Source organism: Pseudomonas sp. BF-R-24, assembly GCF_019947335.1.
Classification (GTDB): domain Bacteria; phylum Pseudomonadota; class Gammaproteobacteria; order Pseudomonadales; family Pseudomonadaceae; genus Aquipseudomonas; species Aquipseudomonas jessenii.
Genome location: NZ_JAGYGG010000032.1, coordinates 19360 through 37023 on the forward strand (window position 1 = coordinate 19360; position 17664 = coordinate 37023).

The following is a 17664-nucleotide window of genomic DNA, read 5'->3' on the forward strand; positions in this document are numbered from 1 at the left end:
TTTAAAAGCGAGAATTTATTTCTTGAGTACCACCAGAACATCTTCGAGCTCGGCGATCATCTGGCGGATCATTTGCTTGTATTGGGTGGTGTCGTCTTTGGCTTCATCACCGGACAAACGCAGGCGCGCTCCGCCGATGGTGAACCCCTGATCGTAAAGGAGCGCACGGATCTGCCGGATCATCAGCACGTCCTGGCGCTGATAATACCGGCGGTTTCCGCGGCGTTTGACAGGGTTGAGTTGAGGAAACTCCTGCTCCCAGTAGCGCAGCACGTGTGGTTTTACCGCACACAGCTCGCTGACTTCACCAATGGTGAAGTAGCGTTTGCCCGGGATGACGGGGAGCTCGTCGTTATGACTTGGTTCCAGCATAAGCCTCAACTCGGGCCTTCAACTTCTGCCCTGGACGAAAGGTGACCACACGGCGAGCCGTGATCGGGATTTCTTCCCCCGTTTTCGGATTGCGGCCAGGCCGCTGGCGTTTGTCCCGAAGGTCGAAATTGCCGAAACCGGACAATTTGACTTGTTCGTTGTCTTCGAGAGCGTGCCTGATTTCTTCAAAAAACAGTTCGACCAATTCCTTGGCCTCCCGTTTGTTCAGGCCCAGCTCTTCATACAGACGTTCCGCCATCTCAGCTTTCGTCAGAGCCCCCATACGTCACTTCCTTAACGTGGCGTTCAACCTTTGTTCGAGCGAGGTGAGGATGTTTTGCGTTGCGGCATTCACCTCATCGTCATTAAGAGTGCGCGATGGATGCTGCCAGGTCAAGCCGACTGCGAGGCTTTTTCTATCAGGATCAATGCCTTTACCCTGATACACGTCAAATAGCCTGAGGTCTGTCAGCCATTCGCCTGCATTTTCACGGATTACGTCCAGTACAGCCGTGGCTGCAACGTCTTTGTGCGCAATCAGTGCAAGGTCACGACGCACTTCAGGAAAGCGCGATAACTCGTGGAATTTTGGCATTTTGCCCGACGCCACTTCCGCCAGAACCAGCTCGAAGACGAAGACCGGACGGTCGAGACCGAGGGTTTTCGACAATTCAGGGTGGATCGCGCCAATGAAGCCGACCAGACGACCGTCACGTTCGATGCGCGCGGTTTGACCCGGGTGCAGCGCTGGGTGTTTGCCCGGCACGAAAGTGAACGAATCCAGAGCACCGGCAAAACCCAGCACCGCTTCCACGTCTGCCTTGACGTCGAAGAAGTCGACGGTATCGCGACCCTGCGCCCAGCCTTCCGGTAGGCGACTACCGCAAACAACACCCGCCAACATCGGCTCTTGCTTCAGACCTTCAAGCTGGCCAACGAAACGCAGGCCGCTTTCGAACAGACGCACGCGATCCTGCTGACGGTTCAGGTTGTGCTGAAGCGCCTTGACCAGACCCGGCCAAAGCGACGAACGCATGGCAGCCATGTCATTGGAGATCGGATTGGCCAGCAGCAACGGCTCCACACCCGGATTAAACAGTTCGAACTGTTTCGGATCAATGAAGCTATAGGTAATTGCTTCCTGATATCCACGGGCAACCAGCAGGCGGCGCAGTTCAGGCAGGTCGCTACGGGCTTCTGCCTTGGCTTGCGGCGCCAGACGCGCTTGCGGATAACGAACCGGCAAACGGTTGTAGCCATACAGGCGTGCCAGTTCTTCGATCAGGTCCACTTCCAGGCTGATATCGAAGCGATGGCTTGGAACTTCTACACGCCACTGCCCTGCCCCATCGGCAGTAATGGTCAGGCCCAAGGCGTTGAGCAGACGCTCCACCTCGGCCGAATCCATTTCCATACCCAGCATCTGGGTAATACGCTGGGCACGCAGGGTGATCGGAGCAATTTTCGGCAGGTGCTGTTCGCTGACGGTCTCGATGATCGGACCCGCTTCACCACCGGTGATTTCCAGCAGCAAACCAGTCGCGCGCTCCATGGCTTCGCGGGCCAGCTGCCAGTCCACGCCACGCTCATAGCGATGGGATGCATCGGTGTGCAGGCCATAGGAACGGGCCTTGCCTGCTACGGCGATCTGGTCGAAGAAGGCGCTTTCCAGGAACACATCACGTGTGGTCGCGGAAACACCGCTGTGCTCGCCACCCATGACGCCGGCAATTGCCAGTGCGCGGGAGTGGTCGGCAATCACCAGCGTATCGCTACGCAGGCTGACTTCCTGGCCGTCGAGCAGCACCAGCTTCTCGCCCTCTTCAGCCATGCGCACACGGATGCCACCGTTGATTTCAGCGAGATCGAAGGCGTGCAGCGGCTGACCCAGTTCCAGCATCACATAGTTGGTGATGTCGACGGCAGCGTCGATGCTGCGCACGTCGGCACGACGCAGACGCTCGACCATCCACAGCGGCGTTGCTTTGGACAGGTCGACGTTACGGATCACACGCCCCAGGTAACGTGGGCACGCGGCGGGCGCCAGCACTTCTACCGAGCGCACTTCGTCGTGGGCGGCAGGAACCGAAGCCACCACCGGACGGACCACCGCAGCGGCGTACAGGGCACCCACTTCACGGGCCAGACCGGCCAGGGACAGGCAGTCACCACGGTTCGGGGTCAGATCGACCTCGATGCTGGCGTCTTCCAGGTCCAGGTAAACGCGGAAATCCTCGCCCACCGGCGCATCGGCCGGCAGCTCCATCAGGCCGTCATTGCCTTCACCGACCTGCAGCTCGGTTTGCGAGCACAGCATGCCGTTGGACTCGACGCCACGCAGCTTGGCCTTCTTGATCTTGAAGTCGCCTGGCAGCTCGGCGCCGATCATGGCGAAAGGAATCTTCAAGCCCGGGCGCACGTTTGGCGCACCGCAAACAACCTGGAAGGTTTCCGAACCGTTGCTGACCTGGCACACGCGCAGTTTGTCGGCGTCCGGGTGCTGCTCGGTGCTCAGCACCTCGCCAACGACCACGCCACTGAAAACACCGGCGGCCGGCGTAACGCTATCGACCTCAAGACCGGCCATCGACAGACGAGCAACCAGCTCGTCGCGACTTACCTGCGGGCTAACCCAGCCACGCAGCCATTGTTCACTGAATTTCATCCTGCTCTCCTAAGAATTCGTTACGACTAGCGAAATTGCGCGAGGAACCGCAAGTCGTTGTCGAAGAACAGACGCAAGTCGTTCACGCCGTAACGCAGCATGGCCAGACGCTCTACGCCCATGCCGAAGGCAAAGCCCGAGAACTCTTCCGGGTCGATCCCGGACATGCGCAGCACGTTCGGGTGAACCATGCCGCAACCCATCACTTCCAGCCAGCCGGTCTGCTTGCAGACGCGGCAGCCTTTACCGCTGCACATCACGCATTCCATGTCGACTTCAGCGGATGGCTCGGTAAACGGGAAGTACGAAGGACGGAAACGCACCGCCAGTTCCTTTTCGAAGAACACCCGCAGGAATTCTTCGATGGTGCCTTTGAGGTCGGCGAAATTGATGTCGCGATCGATCAGCAGGCCTTCGACCTGGTGGAACATCGGCGAGTGGGTGATATCGGAGTCGCTGCGGTATACACGACCTGGGCAGACGATGCGGATCGGCGGCTGTTTCGACTCCATGGTGCGGACCTGTACCGGCGAGGTATGGGTGCGCAACAACATGTTCGCATTGAAATAGAAGGTGTCATGCATCGACCGGGCCGGGTGGTGGCCGGGGATGTTGAGCGCTTCGAAGTTGTGATAGTCGTCTTCGACCTCAGGGCCTTCGGCGATGCCGTAGCCAATACGGGTGAAGAACTGTTCGACGCGTTCCAGAGTACGGGTAACCGGATGCAGACCACCGGAGGTCTGACCACGGCCAGGCAGGGTCACGTCAATGGACTCGGCAGAGAGTTTGGCAGCCAGATCGGCTTCTTCAAACAATGCCTTGCGCGCATTAAGGACCTCTGTGACACGCTCCTTGGCAACGTTGATCAGCGCACCGACCTGCGGACGCTCTTCTGCCGGCAAATTCCCCAGGGTCTTCATCACCTGAGTCAATTCACCCTTCTTGCCAAGGTAGTGAACCCGGATTTGCTCCAGGGCATTGATATCTTCAGCGCTTTGCACAGCCTCTAGAGCTTGAGAGACGAGCGCATCCAGGTTTTCCATGTACAGACTCCAGATACAAAATAGGGGAAGAGCTTGAAGGCTCTTCCCCTATTTATGACGTTTAACACCTGACCCCACAGATGCAAGGCCGGGTGACTGTCGGGGGTACTTAAGCCAAGGTGGCTTTAGCTTTCTCGACAATCGCAGCAAACGCCGCTTTTTCGTTCACTGCCAGATCAGCCAGAACCTTACGGTCGATCTCGATGGACGCTTTTTTCAGGCCGGCGATGAAACGGCTGTAGGACAGACCGTTGATACGAGCACCAGCGTTGATACGAGCGATCCACAGAGCGCGGAACTGACGTTTTTTCTGACGACGGTCACGGTAGGCGTATTGGCCTGCCTTGATTACCGCTTGCTTGGCAACACGGAATACGCGGGAGCGTGCGCCGTAGTAGCCTTTAGCAAGTTTCAGAATTTTTTTGTGACGCTTACGGGCAATGACGCCACGCTTTACACGAGCCATGAGTTACTTCCTCTATTCTTGACTAAAATTAACGAAGGCGCAGCATGCGCTCGACTTTTGCCACGTCAGACGGATGCAGCAAGCTGCTACCGCGCAGTTGACGCTTACGCTTGGTCGACATTTTGGTCAGGATGTGGCTCTTGAAAGCGTGCTTGTGCTTGATACCGTTAGCAGTTTTCAGAAACCGCTTAGCAGCACCACTTTTGGTCTTCATTTTTGGCATGTTCGGATACTCCGCATTCAGTTGATAAACATAATCAGAAGGCCTGCCGTGCCCTGTTGATTACTTCTTCTTTTTCGGGGCGATGACCATGATCAGCTGGCGTCCTTCCATCTTAGGATGCTGTTCGACCGAACCGTACTCGAGCAAGTCACCTTCAACTCGCTTGAGGAGTTCCATCCCCAGCTCCTGGTGGGCCATCTCACGGCCGCGGAATCGCAAGGATACCTTGGCCCTGTCCCCGTCACTCAGGAAACGTACCAGGTTGCGCAGTTTTACCTGGTAATCCCCTTCCTCCGTCCCTGGACGAAACTTGATTTCTTTAACCTGAATCTGCTTCTGGTTTTTCTTGGCCGCAGCAATCTGCTTCTTCTTTTCGAAGATCGATTTGCCGTAGTCCATCAGTTTGCAAACAGGTGGTACTGCATCGGCGGAAATCTCCACCAGATCCAGCTTGGCCTCTTCAGCCTTAAGAAGCGCGTCTTCAATTGACACAATCCCGAGCTGTTCACCTTCAGCCCCAATTAACCGAACCTCGCGTGCCGAGATATTCTCGTTGATCGGGGCTTTCGGTGCAGTTCGTTTATCTTGTCTCATTTCACGCTTAATAATAATTACTCCGAATCTTGGCGACCACGCCGGGAAACCGCTTGCGCGAGGAACTCAGCGAACTGGGCGACGGGCATCGAGCCCAGGTCAGCACCTTCACGAGTACGCACAGCGACAGTCTGCATCTCGACTTCCCGATCTCCGATAACCAAGAGATAAGGAACCTTGAGCAAAGTATGCTCGCGGATTTTAAAGCCGATTTTTTCATTTCTCAAGTCAGACTTGGCACGAAATCCGCTTTCGTTGAGGGTTTTTTCAACCTCGGCGGCGAAATCAGCCTGTTTGTCAGTGATATTCATCACCACTGCCTGGGTCGGAGCAAGCCACGCCGGGAATGCACCCTCGTAGTGCTCGATCAGGATTCCGACGAAACGCTCGAAGGACCCCAGGATCGCCCGGTGCAACATCACCGGGTGCTTGCGACTGTTGTCTTCGGAGACGAATTCGGCTCCCAGACGGACCGGCAGGTTAAAATCGAGCTGCAGGGTACCACACTGCCAGACGCGACCGAGACAATCTTTCAACGAGAATTCGATCTTCGGACCGTAGAACGCACCCTCGCCCGGTTGCAGATCGTACGGCAGGCCCGCGCTATCAAGGGCTGCGGCCAGCGCAGCTTCGGCGCGATCCCAAAGCTCGTCGGACCCGACGCGTTTTTCCGGACGAGTGGACAGCTTCATCTCGACATCTTTAAAGCCGAAATCGGCGTAGACGTCCATGGTCAGCTTGATAAACGCGGCGGACTCGGCCTGCATCTGCTCTTCGGTGCAGAAGATGTGAGCGTCGTCCTGAGTGAACGCGCGCACGCGCATGATGCCGTGCAAGGCACCCGATGGCTCGTTACGGTGGCACGCGCCAAACTCGGCCAGGCGCATTGGCAGCTCGCGGTAGCTTTTCAGGCCCTGGTTGAACACCTGCACGTGGCAGGGGCAGTTCATTGGCTTGATCGCGTAGTCGCGGTTTTCCGACTGGGTGGTGAACATGTTGTCGGCGTAGTTGGCCCAGTGCCCGGATTTCTCCCACAGGCTGCGGTCAACGACTTGCGGCGTCTTGATTTCCAGGTAGCCATTGTCGCGCTGAACCTTGCGCATGTACTGCTCGAGCACCTGGTACAAAGTCCAGCCGTTCGGGTGCCAGAACACCATGCCCGGCGACTCTTCCTGGGTGTGGAACAGGCCCAGGCGCTTGCCGATCTTGCGGTGGTCGCGCTTTTCGGCTTCTTCAATGCGCTGGATGTAAGCCGCCAGTTGCTTCTTGTCCGCCCATGCGGTGCCGTAGACGCGCTGCAATTGCTCGTTCTTGGCATCGCCGCGCCAGTAGGCACCGGACAGCTTGGTCAGCTTGAAGGATTTCAGGAAGCGGGTGTTCGGCACGTGCGGACCGCGGCACATGTCGACGTATTCTTCGTGATAGTACAGGCCCATGGCCTGCTCGTTCGGCATGTCTTCGACCAGGCGCAACTTGTAGTCTTCGCCACGGGCCTTGAACACTTCGATCACTTCGGCGCGCGGAGTGACTTTCTTGATCACGTCGTAATCTTTCTCGATCAGCTGCTGCATGCGCTGCTCGATGGCCGCCAGGTCGTCCGGCGTGAAAGGACGTTCGAAGGCGATGTCGTAATAGAAACCTTCATCGATGACCGGACCGATGACCATTTTGGCGGTCGGGTACAACTGCTTGACCGCGTGGCCAACCAGGTGGGCGCAAGAGTGGCGAATGATCTCCAGCCCCTCTTCATCCTTTGGCGTGATGATTTGCAGCGACGCGTCGCTGTCGATGATGTCGCTGGCGTCGACCAGCTTGCCATCGACCTTGCCGGCAACGGTGGCCTTGGCCAGGCCTGCACCGATGGATGCGGCGACCTCGGCTACGGAAACCGGGTGATCGAATGAACGTTGACTGCCGTCGGGAAGAGTAATAGTTGGCATGGCGCCTCCTCTCCTAGTGGTGACCCCTACCAAAGGTCACGTGGGTTGGGATGAGCCAGTACAAGATCCGGTCCAGGCCGTTCAATGACGAACGCCTGCCTTACAGCGGCAGGAGCCTTGCGGCCAACCGGGAAACCGAACCAGAGTGACTGGGATTCAAATCAGGGTTAATCGTGCGTCTGCCGCCACCGGGACTGAAGGTCCGTCGGAGCCTGCAAACGCCCGAGCCACGCATGCTAGCACAGATGAACGGTTGCCACCGTGCGCAGGTTTTGCAGCAGGGTAAATTGGCTGTTTTTATGCCAGAGTGCTGAACTTGAAGCGCACTATCGCCCTCAGATAACAAGATATCTGACCCACAAGGAGTATCTCAGCATGCGTCTGAATCGTTTATTCGCCGTAGTCGCCCCCGTCATTCTCCTGCTGCCACTGGCCGCCCATGCAGAATGGCCGAAAGGCGAACGAGAGATATACATGGCGCAGTGCACCCAGACTGCCACACCACAGATCGGCGCCGCAGCAGCAAAATCCCACTGCGCCTGCGGTGCCGATGCCATCAAATCGTACCCTGCCGCCGACATTCAGGCCCTGATGAACAACACGGCCAGCGACACTTTGAAGCAGCAGGCACTGAGCAAAATTGCAGCCTGCAAGGCCACCAAAACAGAGCAAAAATAAGCCCGCCCCCATGCTTTCAGCCCCTGAAACACTGTTAAAAAGCCGCTGAAACAGGACCTTTCGTACAATTTATTCAGGTTTTTCAGCTTTTTTTATCGCCTTAACTTTCGGCCGAAAGCCTTATAGAACGGGGCTTTCAGCCGCTAAAGGGTACAAAGAAAAAACGTCTGATTGGCAAACAGTGCGTCCGGGGGGCTCCCAAACCGAACATTTCGACTATGATACTCGGGTGTGCCCAGTTGGCCTGAGCAGCACAGTACTACTGAAAATATATGTTTCTTGGAGATACACCATGTCTAATCGCCAAACCGGCACCGTTAAATGGTTCAACGATGAAAAAGGCTTCGGCTTCATCACTCCTCAAGGTGGCGGTGACGACCTGTTCGTACACTTCAAAGCTATCGAAAGCGACGGTTTCAAAAGCCTGAAAGAAGGCCAGACTGTTTCCTTCGTGGCTGAGAAAGGCCAAAAGGGTATGCAAGCTGCTCAAGTTCGCCCAGAGTAATTTCCAGGCGCACTAAAAAAACCCCGTCCATGTGACGGGGTTTTTTATGGGTGAAACAAAAGTCGAACGATCAGCCGCAGTTGACGCGGGTCACTACCCGGCTGGCATCGGTGTTCAGGTTCAGGCGATCGGAACGGTACTCCAGCGTCACCATATCGGTTGGCAGCAGGAACCGTGCACTTTGCGCCCCGGCGCGGGTACGCGCCTGCTCGAGCAGCTGCGGCGATGCCTGTTTGCCGATGGTGAACTCGGCAGCCTTTGCCTCACAGCGACTGTGACCCGTGTCAGTCGTCGCAACATCCGTTGTTGCCGACTCCGTAGAGGGAGTGCTGCAACCGGCCAGCGTGGCAACGGCCAACAAAGTACCCAATGACGCGAGCTTCCAAGGCATGAAGCCTCCTTATTCAATGATTAAGCTGAGATCGTGCGACAGCCAGACTGGCGTTTGGTTTCACAGGGAGCGCTGGCACCCTGCCCATGATCCGGACGAGCCGCGATTCTGCCTGAGCGTCGCCCTGCCCTTAATCACTGAATCGTGACTGAATATGAACGACGCTCAATAAACGTCGATGTAGTCGTAAGGAGGATTGGGCCAGTTCTCTTTCAAGGCATTGAAGATTTGCATGACCCAGACTTCATCGCTGGCCGCAACCCGCCCGACATAACCGGAGCCCTTGGCCCAGGTTTCGAGCCGGAACAACAACCCGTCGATATCGGTACCGCCCACGACACCCGAGGAGATGTAGGCAATGCCTCCCTTGGTGACCCGCAACTGGGTGTGCTCATCGTCACTGGCGCCGGCCAGCAACTGACGCACCGCCTCGAGGGTCAGGCCATCCGGGGAGTTCAAATCGATCTGCACAGCGCGTTCCTTGAATATTCGTCAGAGACCAAGTGTCGCACAGCCCTCCTTTCATGCCTAAGTCGACGTGTCAAAAGCCCCGCAAAATGGTTAACTCGGTACTCAGACTTCCCCGACCTCCCGAGTGCCATCATGACCACCGTAAGCATCGACGCTGCCATCAAGGCCAAGTGGCAAGACGGCCACAGCTCCTACAGCCCAAGCAGCACGGAAGAGCTCGCCATTATCGGTATCGACCTTCTGGTCAGGGACCTTGGAACCGAAGCCGCCCAATCGTTCATCGAGCAGATTTTCGAGAAACATCTATCGGACCAAAAGACCGAAGCGGTTAGTACGAGGGAGTAAAACCCGCAGGCAAGCACCTGCGGGAGACGATGCTTACTTCAGGCGGGCCAGGCGCTCGGCCAGCAGATCGAAGAAGCCCTGGGCGTCGCCGCTTTCTACCCAGAAGGCGTTCTTTGGCGCTTTCAAGCCGTCATACCAGTCGACGATGGTTTGTCCAAAGGTCGGTCCTTCGCGGCTGTCGACCACCACGTTGACCGAACGACCGCTGAACAATTGCGGCTTGAGCAGATAAGCGACAACCGTGGCGTCATGCACCGGGCCGCCCGGAAGGCCGTAGTGTTCCATGTCGCCCTTGATGTACTCATTGAGAATACTGCCCACCAGACGACTGGCGTTGTTGTTCAGCGCGGCAATCTGGTTCAGTCGCGCTTCGCTGGTAAGGATCTTGTGGGTCACATCCAGCGGCAGGTAGGTCAGCTTCACGCCACTGTTGAGCACCACCTCGGCCGCTTGCGGATCGGCGAACAGGTTGAACTCGGCCACCGGCGTGATATTGCCGCCATTGAAGTGCGCGCCGCCCATGACCACCACTTCCTTGATCCCCTGAACGATACCCGGCTCCTGGATCAACGCCAGGGCCAGGTTGGTCTGCGGGCCAAGCATGGCAATGGTAATGCTGTGGGGCTCGGCAGATTTCAAGGTATCGATCAGATAGGTGATGGCGCTGCCCTTGGCCAGCCCCTTCCTGGGCTCATGCACGGCAATGCCCGACACCCCTTCCTTGCCATGAATGTCCTCGGCGTAGATGGGTGTGCGCATCAGGGGTCTGGGCGCCCCCGCATAGACCGGCACCTCTTCGCGCCCCGCCCACTCCCGGGCCAGCCGCGCATTGCGTGAGGTCTTGTCCAGGCGAACGTTGCCGGCAACGGTGGTCAATGCCCGGACATTCAGTTCGTCCGGCGATGCCAGGGCGAACAACAGGGCAACGACATCGTCAGCCCCCGGATCGGTGTCGATGATCAGGTCGATCTTTGGTGCCGCCTGGGCGTTGGTTGCGGTCGTCAGGGTCAAAAGCAGCAGGCTCCGGAGCAGTGGGTGCAGTTACTGAGCATAGCGATGCGGGGCGCACGCCTTGTGCCAGGGACATCAAAACGCGGACAGCCAGTCAAAACGTAACCCCGGCGACCAGCACAATGTTGCAGTACGGCTGGCATTCGCCTGTACGAACAATCGCCCTGGCTTGTCGGCTCAAGACCTTGAATTGTTCATGGGTGAGCAACTCACGCCGACCCAACGCGCCTTCGCCATCCAGCGTTTCCAGCGTGACCAGGGCCGACGGCTTTTTATCGAAGATTTCCTGAGCCAGCACATGGCTTTCGACCTGCATCTCACTGAGCACGATCTTCAAGGTGCTGACAAAGTCCGGAATGCCATGGGTCAGGGCCAGGTCGATCAATTCAACGCCCGGAGGAACCGGCAGCCCCGCATCCCCGATGACGACCCTGTCGCCATGTCCCAATGAAGCGATCAGTCGCGACAGCGCAATGTTGAGCAGGGGTGTCTTTTTCATGGGGTTTTAAACGCCTGTACATCGCTCAAGGCGGGAATTGAAGGCTGCGCGCCGGCACGGGTGACCGACAGCGCCGCGGCCACCTGTCCGAAGCGGATCGCCTGCGCCTCATCGTTTCCCGCCGCCAGTGCCGCAGCGAAACCGCCGACGAACGTATCGCCGGCCGCCGTGGTATCCACAGCCTTTACCACGGGCGCGGGGAAATGTTCGAAGCGTTGGCCATCGGCAAACAGCGAACCTTGCGCACCGAGAGTGATGATCACCTTGCCGGCGCCCAGGGCAATCAGGCGGGTTGCCGCGGCTTGTGCGGTGTCCAGGGAGTCCACTGACAGTCCGCTCAGGGCCGACGCTTCGCTTTCGTTGGGAATCAGGTAATCGATGGACGCGTACCAGTCCGATGGCAGCGGACGGCTGGCCGGAGCCGGGTTGAGGATGACTGTCTTGCCCAGCTCGCGGCCGCGCTTGAGCGCATGGCCAACAGACGCATCGGGCACTTCCAGCTGACAGATGAGCACGTCCGCCGCACGTATCACCGAATCAAAACGGTCAATGGTTTCTGCGGTCAATGCACCGTTGGCACCGGGGACGATCACGATGGAGTTCTGACTACTGTCGTCGACCACAATCAACGCCACGCCGCTGGAACCGTCAACGGTGCTCACCGCCCGACAATCGATCTGCTCGGCCAACAGCGCCCCGCGCAGTGCCTCACCATAAGCGTCATTGCCCACGCAGCCGATCATCGACACCTGGGCTCCCAGCCGCGCCGCAGCCACGGCCTGATTGGCGCCCTTGCCACCGGAGACGGTGGTAAACGATTGACCAATCAGCGTTTCACCGCCCTTGGGCAAGCGCGGGGCCCGGGTCACCAGGTCCATGTTCAAACTGCCAATTACCACTACTTTTGCTGACATACGTTGCTACTCATCGATTCTGTTTCGGCGGCGCTTTTGATTCAGCGGCTTTCTGTTTTCAACGGCTCTCTGCTTTCGACGGCTTTTTGTTTCAACGGAATTGGGCAAACACGCCGGCCAGCGGCGCCGTCGATTCACGCATGACGATACTCGGCGTCACGATCCGCTGATCGGTCGCCAGGCCCGGCGTGGCGATTCGGCGCAAAAGCACTTCGGCAGCCATTTCGCCGAGCTGCAGGATCGATTGCCCGACCGTGGTCAGCGACGGGTAGACATACCGACTCATCTGGATATCGTCGAAGCCGATCACCGACAACTCGCTCGGTACGCGAATATTGCGCTCGGCGGCGGCCCTCAGCACACCGATGCCGATCATGTCGTTGGCCGCAAAAACGGCGGTAGGCGGATTGCTTTCCAGCAGAAACGCGGCAGCGCTGTAACCGCCGGTGCTGGTGAAATCGCTTTCCAGCATGCGCCCGGGAGAGACTTCGACACCCGCCTCCTTCAAGGCCCTGCGATAACCCGCCAGACGCATCTGCGCCACACTGGTGCTTTGCGGCCCGCTGATCGTGGCGATATCCCGGTGCCCCAACTCCAACAGGTGCCGGGTCGCCAGATACGCGCCGTATTCATGGTCGATGCGCACCAGGTCCGCATCGACACCGTCCAGTCCGCGGTCGACGATCACCATGGGCGTGCGGACGCCTTTCAGGCCTTGTGCCAGGCCACTGTCGCCGCCGGCCGAGGCGACGATCAGGCCGTCGATGCGTTTTTCCAGCAGCACACGCAGGTAGCTGCGCTGCTTGTCCGGATTGTCGTCGGAGTTGCACAGGATGACGCAGTAACCGTTTCGCTCGCAGTAATCCTCGATACCCCGGGCCAGCTCGGCGAAATACGGGTTGAGGCTGTTGGGGACCAACAGGCCGATGGTGGCCGTGGTCTTGGCCTTGAGTGAACGGGCCACGGCGCTGGGAACGTAGTCGAGGGTCTGGATCGCCGCCTCGACCTTGATCCGCACCTCTTCACTGACCGGGCGGGTCTTGTTCACCACATGGGAAACCGTGGTGTAGGAAATGCCGGCAAGGGCTGCCACATCTTTGATAGTCGCCATGACTCAGGTCCGCCGGCTTGCGCGTTGACTGCGATAAGTATCCAGCACCACCGCCACCACGATCACCGCGCCGGTAATGATGCGCTTGGTCGGTTCGGTTGCCCCGATCTGCGCCAGCCCCGCGGCCAGCACGGAAATAATCAGGACGCCAAAAAACGTGCTGATCACCGAGCCGCGCCCGCCCATCAGGCTGGTACCGCCGATCACGACGGCCGCGATCACCTGCAATTCAAGACCGGAGCCAGCATTCGGGTCGGCGGCTTCCAGGCGAGAAATCTGGAACAACGCCGCAACGCCGGCCAGCAACCCCATCAGGCTGAAGACCAGGACCTTGTAAGGCTTCGGGTTGATCCCCGCCAGTCGCACGGCCTCTTCGTTGGTGCCGATACCGATCAGGTAGCGACCGAACACCGTGCGGGTCAACACGGCCTGGGCGACGAAAATGATCAGCAACGCAATGATGAACGACGGCGAAATGCCGAAGGCAATCGGATTGGACAGCCAGGCGAACGCATCGCCGATGTAGGCCGTACGCGAACCGGTCATCTGGTACGCCACACCGCGAGCCATTTCCAGCACGCCCAGGGACACGATGAATGATGGTATCCGCCACGCCACAGTGATCGAGCCGGTGATGGTACCGGCAAGCGCCGCGACGGCCATGCCCAGCAGGGCCGCCGGCAGCACGCCCCAGCCCCACCCAAGAATCGCCACGCTCACGGTCGAGGCCGCCAGCGCCAGCACCGAGCCCACCGACAGGTCGATGCCACCGATGATCAACACAAAGGTCATGCCGACCGCCAGCACCATCAGGTCCGGAATCTGGTTGGCCAGGGTGCTGAAAGTATCGTACGACAGGAAGTGACTGCTCAGCACCGAGAACAGCACGATCATCGCCAACAAGGCACCCGCCAGCCCCAGATAGGTGCCCAGGCCGTAGAAGTTGCCACTGCGTTTGCCGGCATAAGAAGCGGTATTCATGGAAGATCCCTAGGCGCGGCTTCAACGAGCTGCGCATCACGTTTTTGGTAGCCGGCGAAAGCAGCGGCGAGCAACTCATCCTGGGTCCAGCTGTCGCGATCGAAGGTATCGATCAGGCTTCCTGCCGACAGCACGCCGATCCGGTCGCAGATCAGCATCAGCTCGCGCAAGTCGCTGGAGACCACCACCAGCGCCTTGCCCTGGCGGGTCAACTCACCGAGAAGGTTGTAGATATCGAACTTGGCGCCGACGTCGATGCCGCGGGTCGGCTCGTCGAACAGCAACACCGAGCAATCGCGCTCCAGCCAACGGCCGATGACGACTTTCTGCTGATTGCCGCCGGACAACTCGGACACCAGTTGTGCCGGACCGGAACTGCGAATGCGCATGGCGTCGATCTGACGCTGGGCCAAAGCGCGCTCCTTATCGTTGTCGACAAAGCCCGCGCCGGAGATGCCGGGCATGTTGCCCAAGGCGATATTGGCGCCGATCGACTGCGTCAACAAAAGGCCTTCGCCCTTGCGATCTTCAGTGATCAACGCGATGCCATGCCCGACCGCATCCACTGGCGAACGCACATTGATGACCCGCGCCGGCGCCCCCAGGGCAATCGTGCCGCTGTCGGCGATATCCGCACCGAAGATCAGACGCAGCAATTCGGTGCGCCCCGCGCCGATCAAACCGGATATCCCGAAAATCTCTCCGGCACGGACTTCGAACGACACGTCGCGAACCTTGTCGGACCGGCTCAGGCCCTTGACCGTCAACACCGGAGCGCCAATCTTGCGCGCCCCCATATCGATATGTTCGCCGAGCTCGCGGCCGACCATCAGCGTGACCAGTTGCTCGCTGTTGTAGTTGGCCATCGGCTCGACACAGACCAGGTTGCCGTCGCGCAGCACGGCAATGCGTTGCGCGACTCGCGCCAACTCTTCGAGGCGATGGGAGATGTAGATGATCGATACGCCGCGAGCCTGCAGGCGGGTGATCTGCTCGAACAGCATTTCGACTTCGCGGGCAGTGAGCATCGCGGTCGGCTCGTCGAGAATCAGCACATGACAATCGCCAATCAGGTTGCGCGCGATCTCCACCATTTGCTGGTGGCCGATGCCCAGCTCGCCGACCAGGGTGTCCGGGTCAATGGCGTCTAGCCCGACATGGGCCATGGCCTCGATGGCGGCCTTGCGCAACTGCTTGCGACTGATCCAGCCGCCCTTGCTGGGCAAGTTGTCGAGAAACAGGTTTTCCGCCACCGACAGGGTCGGCAGCAGATTGAGTTCCTGCATGACCATGCGGATACCCAGCGCTTCAGCCTGAGCCCGGCTACCCGGACGATAGTCCTGCCCCTGATACTGCATCTGGCCGGTGGTCGGCGTGACCAACCCGCCAATAATCTTCGAAAGCGTGCTTTTGCCCGCACCGTTCTCACCGGTCAGCGCCAGCACTTCCCCGCGCATGAGCGTCAGGTCGATGCCGGCCAGGACCGGTTGGGCGTAAGTCTTGCCGATACCACTGACCGAAAGGACAGCGTTCGGAGCGCAAACTGACATAAAAACTCTCCATGCGCCCGTCCGGCTGGACGAGCGCCGTTACGTCGCCAGAAGGCTACTTGGTGACCAGTTCTACCGGCGTTTCAATCACGCCATTGGCGCCGCCGTCGACCTTCTCGCCCTTGAGAATCTTCAATGCAGTCTCGATGCCGAACACCGCCTGTTTAGCCGCGAACTGGTCCGCAGTGGCCAGCACGCGACCATCCTTGAGCATCGGCTGGATGGCATTGATGTTGTCGTAGCCGACCACCTGCACCTTGCCGGCCTTGCCCGCGGCGCGCACCGCAGACACCGCACCGACCGCCATGCTGTCGTTGCCGGCCAACAGGGCCTTGGTTTGCGGGTATTCGCTGAGAATCGACGCGGCTACCTTGTTGCCCTTGTCGATCTCCCAGTCTCCGGATTGCAGGGACACGACCTTGATCTGCGCCGCCTCCATCGCATCCTTGAAACCTGCGGTTCGCTGCTGGGCATTGGTGGTGGTGGACACACCTTCGATGATGCCGACTTCGTCACCGGCCTTCAGCTGTTTGGCCAGGTAGTCCCCCACCAGCCGTGCGCCCTTGCGATTGTCCGGGCCTACGAACGGAACATTGATGTTTTTGCTTTTGACGACGGCAGGGTCCAGCTGGTTGTCGATGTTGATCACGGTGATACCGGCATCGATGGCTTTCTTGATCACCGGGACCATGGCCTTGGAGTCTGCCGGCGCAATCACCAGTGCATTGACCTTGGCCAGGATCATCTGCTCGACGATACGCGTCTGGCCTGCGGTGTCGGTTTCATCCTTGATGCCGTTGGAGATGAGGTCGAATTCGCCGGAGTGATCTTTCTGGTAGGCCTTGGCGCCGTCTTCCATTGTCAGGAAGAACTCGTTGGCCAGGGATTTCATGACCAGTGCGACTTTCGGTTTTTCAGTGGTTTCAGCAAAAGCCGAAGAGACAGGCAATGCAGCGGATGCAGCAGCCAACATAGCGACAGCGAGAAGACGTCCAGCGAATGGCAGCTTCATGGGTTCACTCCGATCTTATGATTATTGTGAGCAACGCTTGCGCTGGCGTAAGCTTCACGGCCCGCTGCGATGAAAAGCCATCATTGGAGCAGCGCAAACGTTTGCGTGAACCAAACTATGCGAACCCTGCCGGTATTTGTCAACGACCTGAAAAGCGCTTTCAGCTATGTTTGGCGAAAAACGGCATTCAGCTATGCCGTGGTATTGACCACCGATCCCGTGCCAGAACCCTTGGTCATTTCCTTTATCAGGCTCGCACTCACTTGCAGGATGGCGCCGTTGGTGTCGGCAACTTGCCCCTGTATGGCTGCTACTGCTGTGGTCTTGGCTTCCGGGGTTGGATAGGACGCTGCCTGGGCTTGTGCCAGTTGCTGCTGTTGCTCGCGCAATTGCTGCTGCAATTCCTTCAGACGCTTGAGCAAGACCTTCACCGCGATGCTGGTGTTATCGCTGGTTTCCGATTCGGCCTGTACGCCGGCACTCTCCCCCAGACCTACCGGGCCCGTCTTGACCTGGTTGCCGTCGCTTTCCTTTGCACCCAGCGCTTGAGCAGCCGAATCAGCGGCTGCGTCGCTCAAGGCACGAGGGGTAGTGGCCGATTTGCCAGCGATGGTGATGCCGGCGGCATTGGGAATGCCAACAGATAACGACATGTGAACTCCCGAAGAAAAAGATCCCTTGAAGGAGCATCGACCGGCTCGGGCGTTTCTTTAGTCATGACGGATGATTTGACCTGTTTAAATCCTAAACAAGACCGCGATCCGTTTCGGAGAGCCGAACGCGAAAGTTAAACATGTTCGGCATTCCGGACGCCCAGCCCCGAAACCGCTCTGGACACAAACAGCAATATCGTTACAAATCATTAACTTAGGTGTGTTTTTTCAATTCAGCGT

The 17664-nt window shown here is 58.5% G+C and carries 21 protein-coding genes; 3 read left to right on the top strand and 18 right to left on the bottom strand.

Annotated features, from left to right (window positions below):
* Positions 1-15: 15 nt before the first annotated feature.
* The 8 genes from KGA98_RS21815 to thrS all read right to left on the bottom strand — a co-directional run bounded on the left by KGA98_RS21815 (position 16) and on the right by thrS (position 7303).
* Positions 16-372, bottom strand: coding sequence for a MerR family transcriptional regulator (locus KGA98_RS21815; protein ID WP_003179985.1), 357 nt, complete (start codon positions 370-372; stop codon positions 16-18).
* Positions 353-655 carry an integration host factor subunit alpha gene (ihfA, locus tag KGA98_RS21820; protein ID WP_002553164.1) on the bottom strand — a complete coding sequence of 101 codons (303 nt, stop codon included), beginning with the start codon at positions 653-655 and terminating at the stop codon, positions 353-355. Before ihfA ends, KGA98_RS21815 begins: the two co-directional genes overlap by 20 nt.
* A gap of 3 nt (positions 656-658) precedes the next feature.
* Positions 659-3037: a phenylalanine--tRNA ligase subunit beta gene (gene pheT, locus KGA98_RS21825; protein ID WP_223503784.1), complete on the bottom strand. Its 2379-nt coding sequence runs from the start codon at positions 3035-3037 to the stop codon at positions 659-661.
* Positions 3038-3063: 26 nt separating this feature from the next.
* On the bottom strand, positions 3064-4080 hold the full coding sequence (pheS, locus tag KGA98_RS21830) for a phenylalanine--tRNA ligase subunit alpha (RefSeq protein ID WP_007975711.1): 1017 nt from the start codon (positions 4078-4080) through the stop codon (positions 3064-3066).
* Positions 4081-4189: 109 nt separating this feature from the next.
* Complete coding sequence (gene rplT, locus KGA98_RS21835; protein ID WP_007905879.1) at positions 4190-4546, bottom strand: 50S ribosomal protein L20; 357 nt, start codon at positions 4544-4546, stop codon at positions 4190-4192.
* A 28-nt stretch (positions 4547-4574) separates the two neighbouring features.
* Positions 4575-4769, bottom strand: a complete 195-nt coding sequence (rpmI, locus tag KGA98_RS21840; protein ID WP_002553160.1) for a 50S ribosomal protein L35 — start codon at positions 4767-4769, stop codon at positions 4575-4577.
* Positions 4770-4829: 60 nt separating this feature from the next.
* A complete protein-coding gene (gene infC / locus KGA98_RS21845; RefSeq protein WP_172435703.1) occupies positions 4830-5381 on the bottom strand; it encodes a translation initiation factor IF-3 in 552 nt (183 codons plus the stop codon).
* Positions 5381-7303 carry a threonine--tRNA ligase gene (thrS, locus tag KGA98_RS21850; protein ID WP_090454263.1) on the bottom strand — a complete coding sequence of 641 codons (1923 nt, stop codon included), beginning with the start codon at positions 7301-7303 and terminating at the stop codon, positions 5381-5383. The genes infC and thrS overlap by 1 nt, the downstream gene beginning before the upstream one ends.
* Positions 7304-7678: 375 nt before the next feature.
* On the opposite strand from thrS, the gene KGA98_RS21855 reads away from it, so the two are divergent.
* Positions 7679-7981, top strand: coding sequence for a hypothetical protein (locus KGA98_RS21855; RefSeq protein WP_150812530.1), 303 nt, complete (start codon positions 7679-7681; stop codon positions 7979-7981).
* Between the two features lie 292 nt (positions 7982-8273).
* Complete coding sequence (locus KGA98_RS21860) at positions 8274-8486, top strand: cold-shock protein (RefSeq protein ID WP_003179963.1); 213 nt, start codon at positions 8274-8276, stop codon at positions 8484-8486.
* Between the two features lie 70 nt (positions 8487-8556).
* Here KGA98_RS21860 and KGA98_RS21865 read toward each other — a convergent pair whose 3' ends face one another.
* The gene (locus KGA98_RS21865; RefSeq protein WP_008047240.1) at positions 8557-8877 is read right to left on the bottom strand and encodes an I78 family peptidase inhibitor; all 321 of its coding nucleotides are present in this window, start codon (positions 8875-8877) and stop codon (positions 8557-8559) included.
* Between the two features lie 165 nt (positions 8878-9042).
* Positions 9043-9348 (bottom strand): hypothetical protein, encoded by a 306-nt coding sequence (locus tag KGA98_RS21870; RefSeq protein ID WP_007975706.1) that lies wholly within the window; start codon positions 9346-9348, stop codon positions 9043-9045.
* Positions 9349-9480: 132 nt separating this feature from the next.
* On the opposite strand from KGA98_RS21870, the gene KGA98_RS21875 reads away from it, so the two are divergent.
* A complete protein-coding gene (locus tag KGA98_RS21875; RefSeq protein WP_057715541.1) occupies positions 9481-9693 on the top strand; it encodes a hypothetical protein in 213 nt (70 codons plus the stop codon).
* Positions 9694-9726: 33 nt separating this feature from the next.
* Here the strand turns inward: KGA98_RS21875 and KGA98_RS21880 are convergent, their stop codons facing one another.
* The 8 genes from KGA98_RS21880 to KGA98_RS21915 all read right to left on the bottom strand — a co-directional run bounded on the left by KGA98_RS21880 (position 9727) and on the right by KGA98_RS21915 (position 17424).
* On the bottom strand, positions 9727-10734 hold the full coding sequence (locus KGA98_RS21880) for a nucleoside hydrolase (RefSeq protein ID WP_150812529.1): 1008 nt from the start codon (positions 10732-10734) through the stop codon (positions 9727-9729).
* A 64-nt stretch (positions 10735-10798) separates the two neighbouring features.
* The gene (gene rbsD, locus KGA98_RS21885) at positions 10799-11203 is read right to left on the bottom strand and encodes a D-ribose pyranase (RefSeq protein ID WP_150812528.1); all 405 of its coding nucleotides are present in this window, start codon (positions 11201-11203) and stop codon (positions 10799-10801) included.
* The gene (rbsK, locus tag KGA98_RS21890; RefSeq protein WP_057715543.1) at positions 11200-12117 is read right to left on the bottom strand and encodes a ribokinase; all 918 of its coding nucleotides are present in this window, start codon (positions 12115-12117) and stop codon (positions 11200-11202) included. Before rbsK ends, rbsD begins: the two co-directional genes overlap by 4 nt.
* A gap of 91 nt (positions 12118-12208) precedes the next feature.
* Positions 12209-13228, bottom strand: coding sequence for a LacI family DNA-binding transcriptional regulator (locus KGA98_RS21895; RefSeq protein WP_150812527.1), 1020 nt, complete (start codon positions 13226-13228; stop codon positions 12209-12211).
* A gap of 3 nt (positions 13229-13231) precedes the next feature.
* Positions 13232-14209 (bottom strand): ABC transporter permease, encoded by a 978-nt coding sequence (locus KGA98_RS21900; protein WP_057715545.1) that lies wholly within the window; start codon positions 14207-14209, stop codon positions 13232-13234.
* On the bottom strand, positions 14206-15759 hold the full coding sequence (locus tag KGA98_RS21905) for a sugar ABC transporter ATP-binding protein (protein ID WP_150812526.1): 1554 nt from the start codon (positions 15757-15759) through the stop codon (positions 14206-14208). Before KGA98_RS21905 ends, KGA98_RS21900 begins: the two co-directional genes overlap by 4 nt.
* Before the next feature lie 55 nt (positions 15760-15814).
* Complete coding sequence (locus KGA98_RS21910) at positions 15815-16771, bottom strand: sugar ABC transporter substrate-binding protein (protein WP_057715547.1); 957 nt, start codon at positions 16769-16771, stop codon at positions 15815-15817.
* Between the two features lie 191 nt (positions 16772-16962).
* Positions 16963-17424 carry a hypothetical protein gene (locus KGA98_RS21915; protein ID WP_150812525.1) on the bottom strand — a complete coding sequence of 154 codons (462 nt, stop codon included), beginning with the start codon at positions 17422-17424 and terminating at the stop codon, positions 16963-16965.
* Positions 17425-17664: the final 240 nt, after the last annotated feature.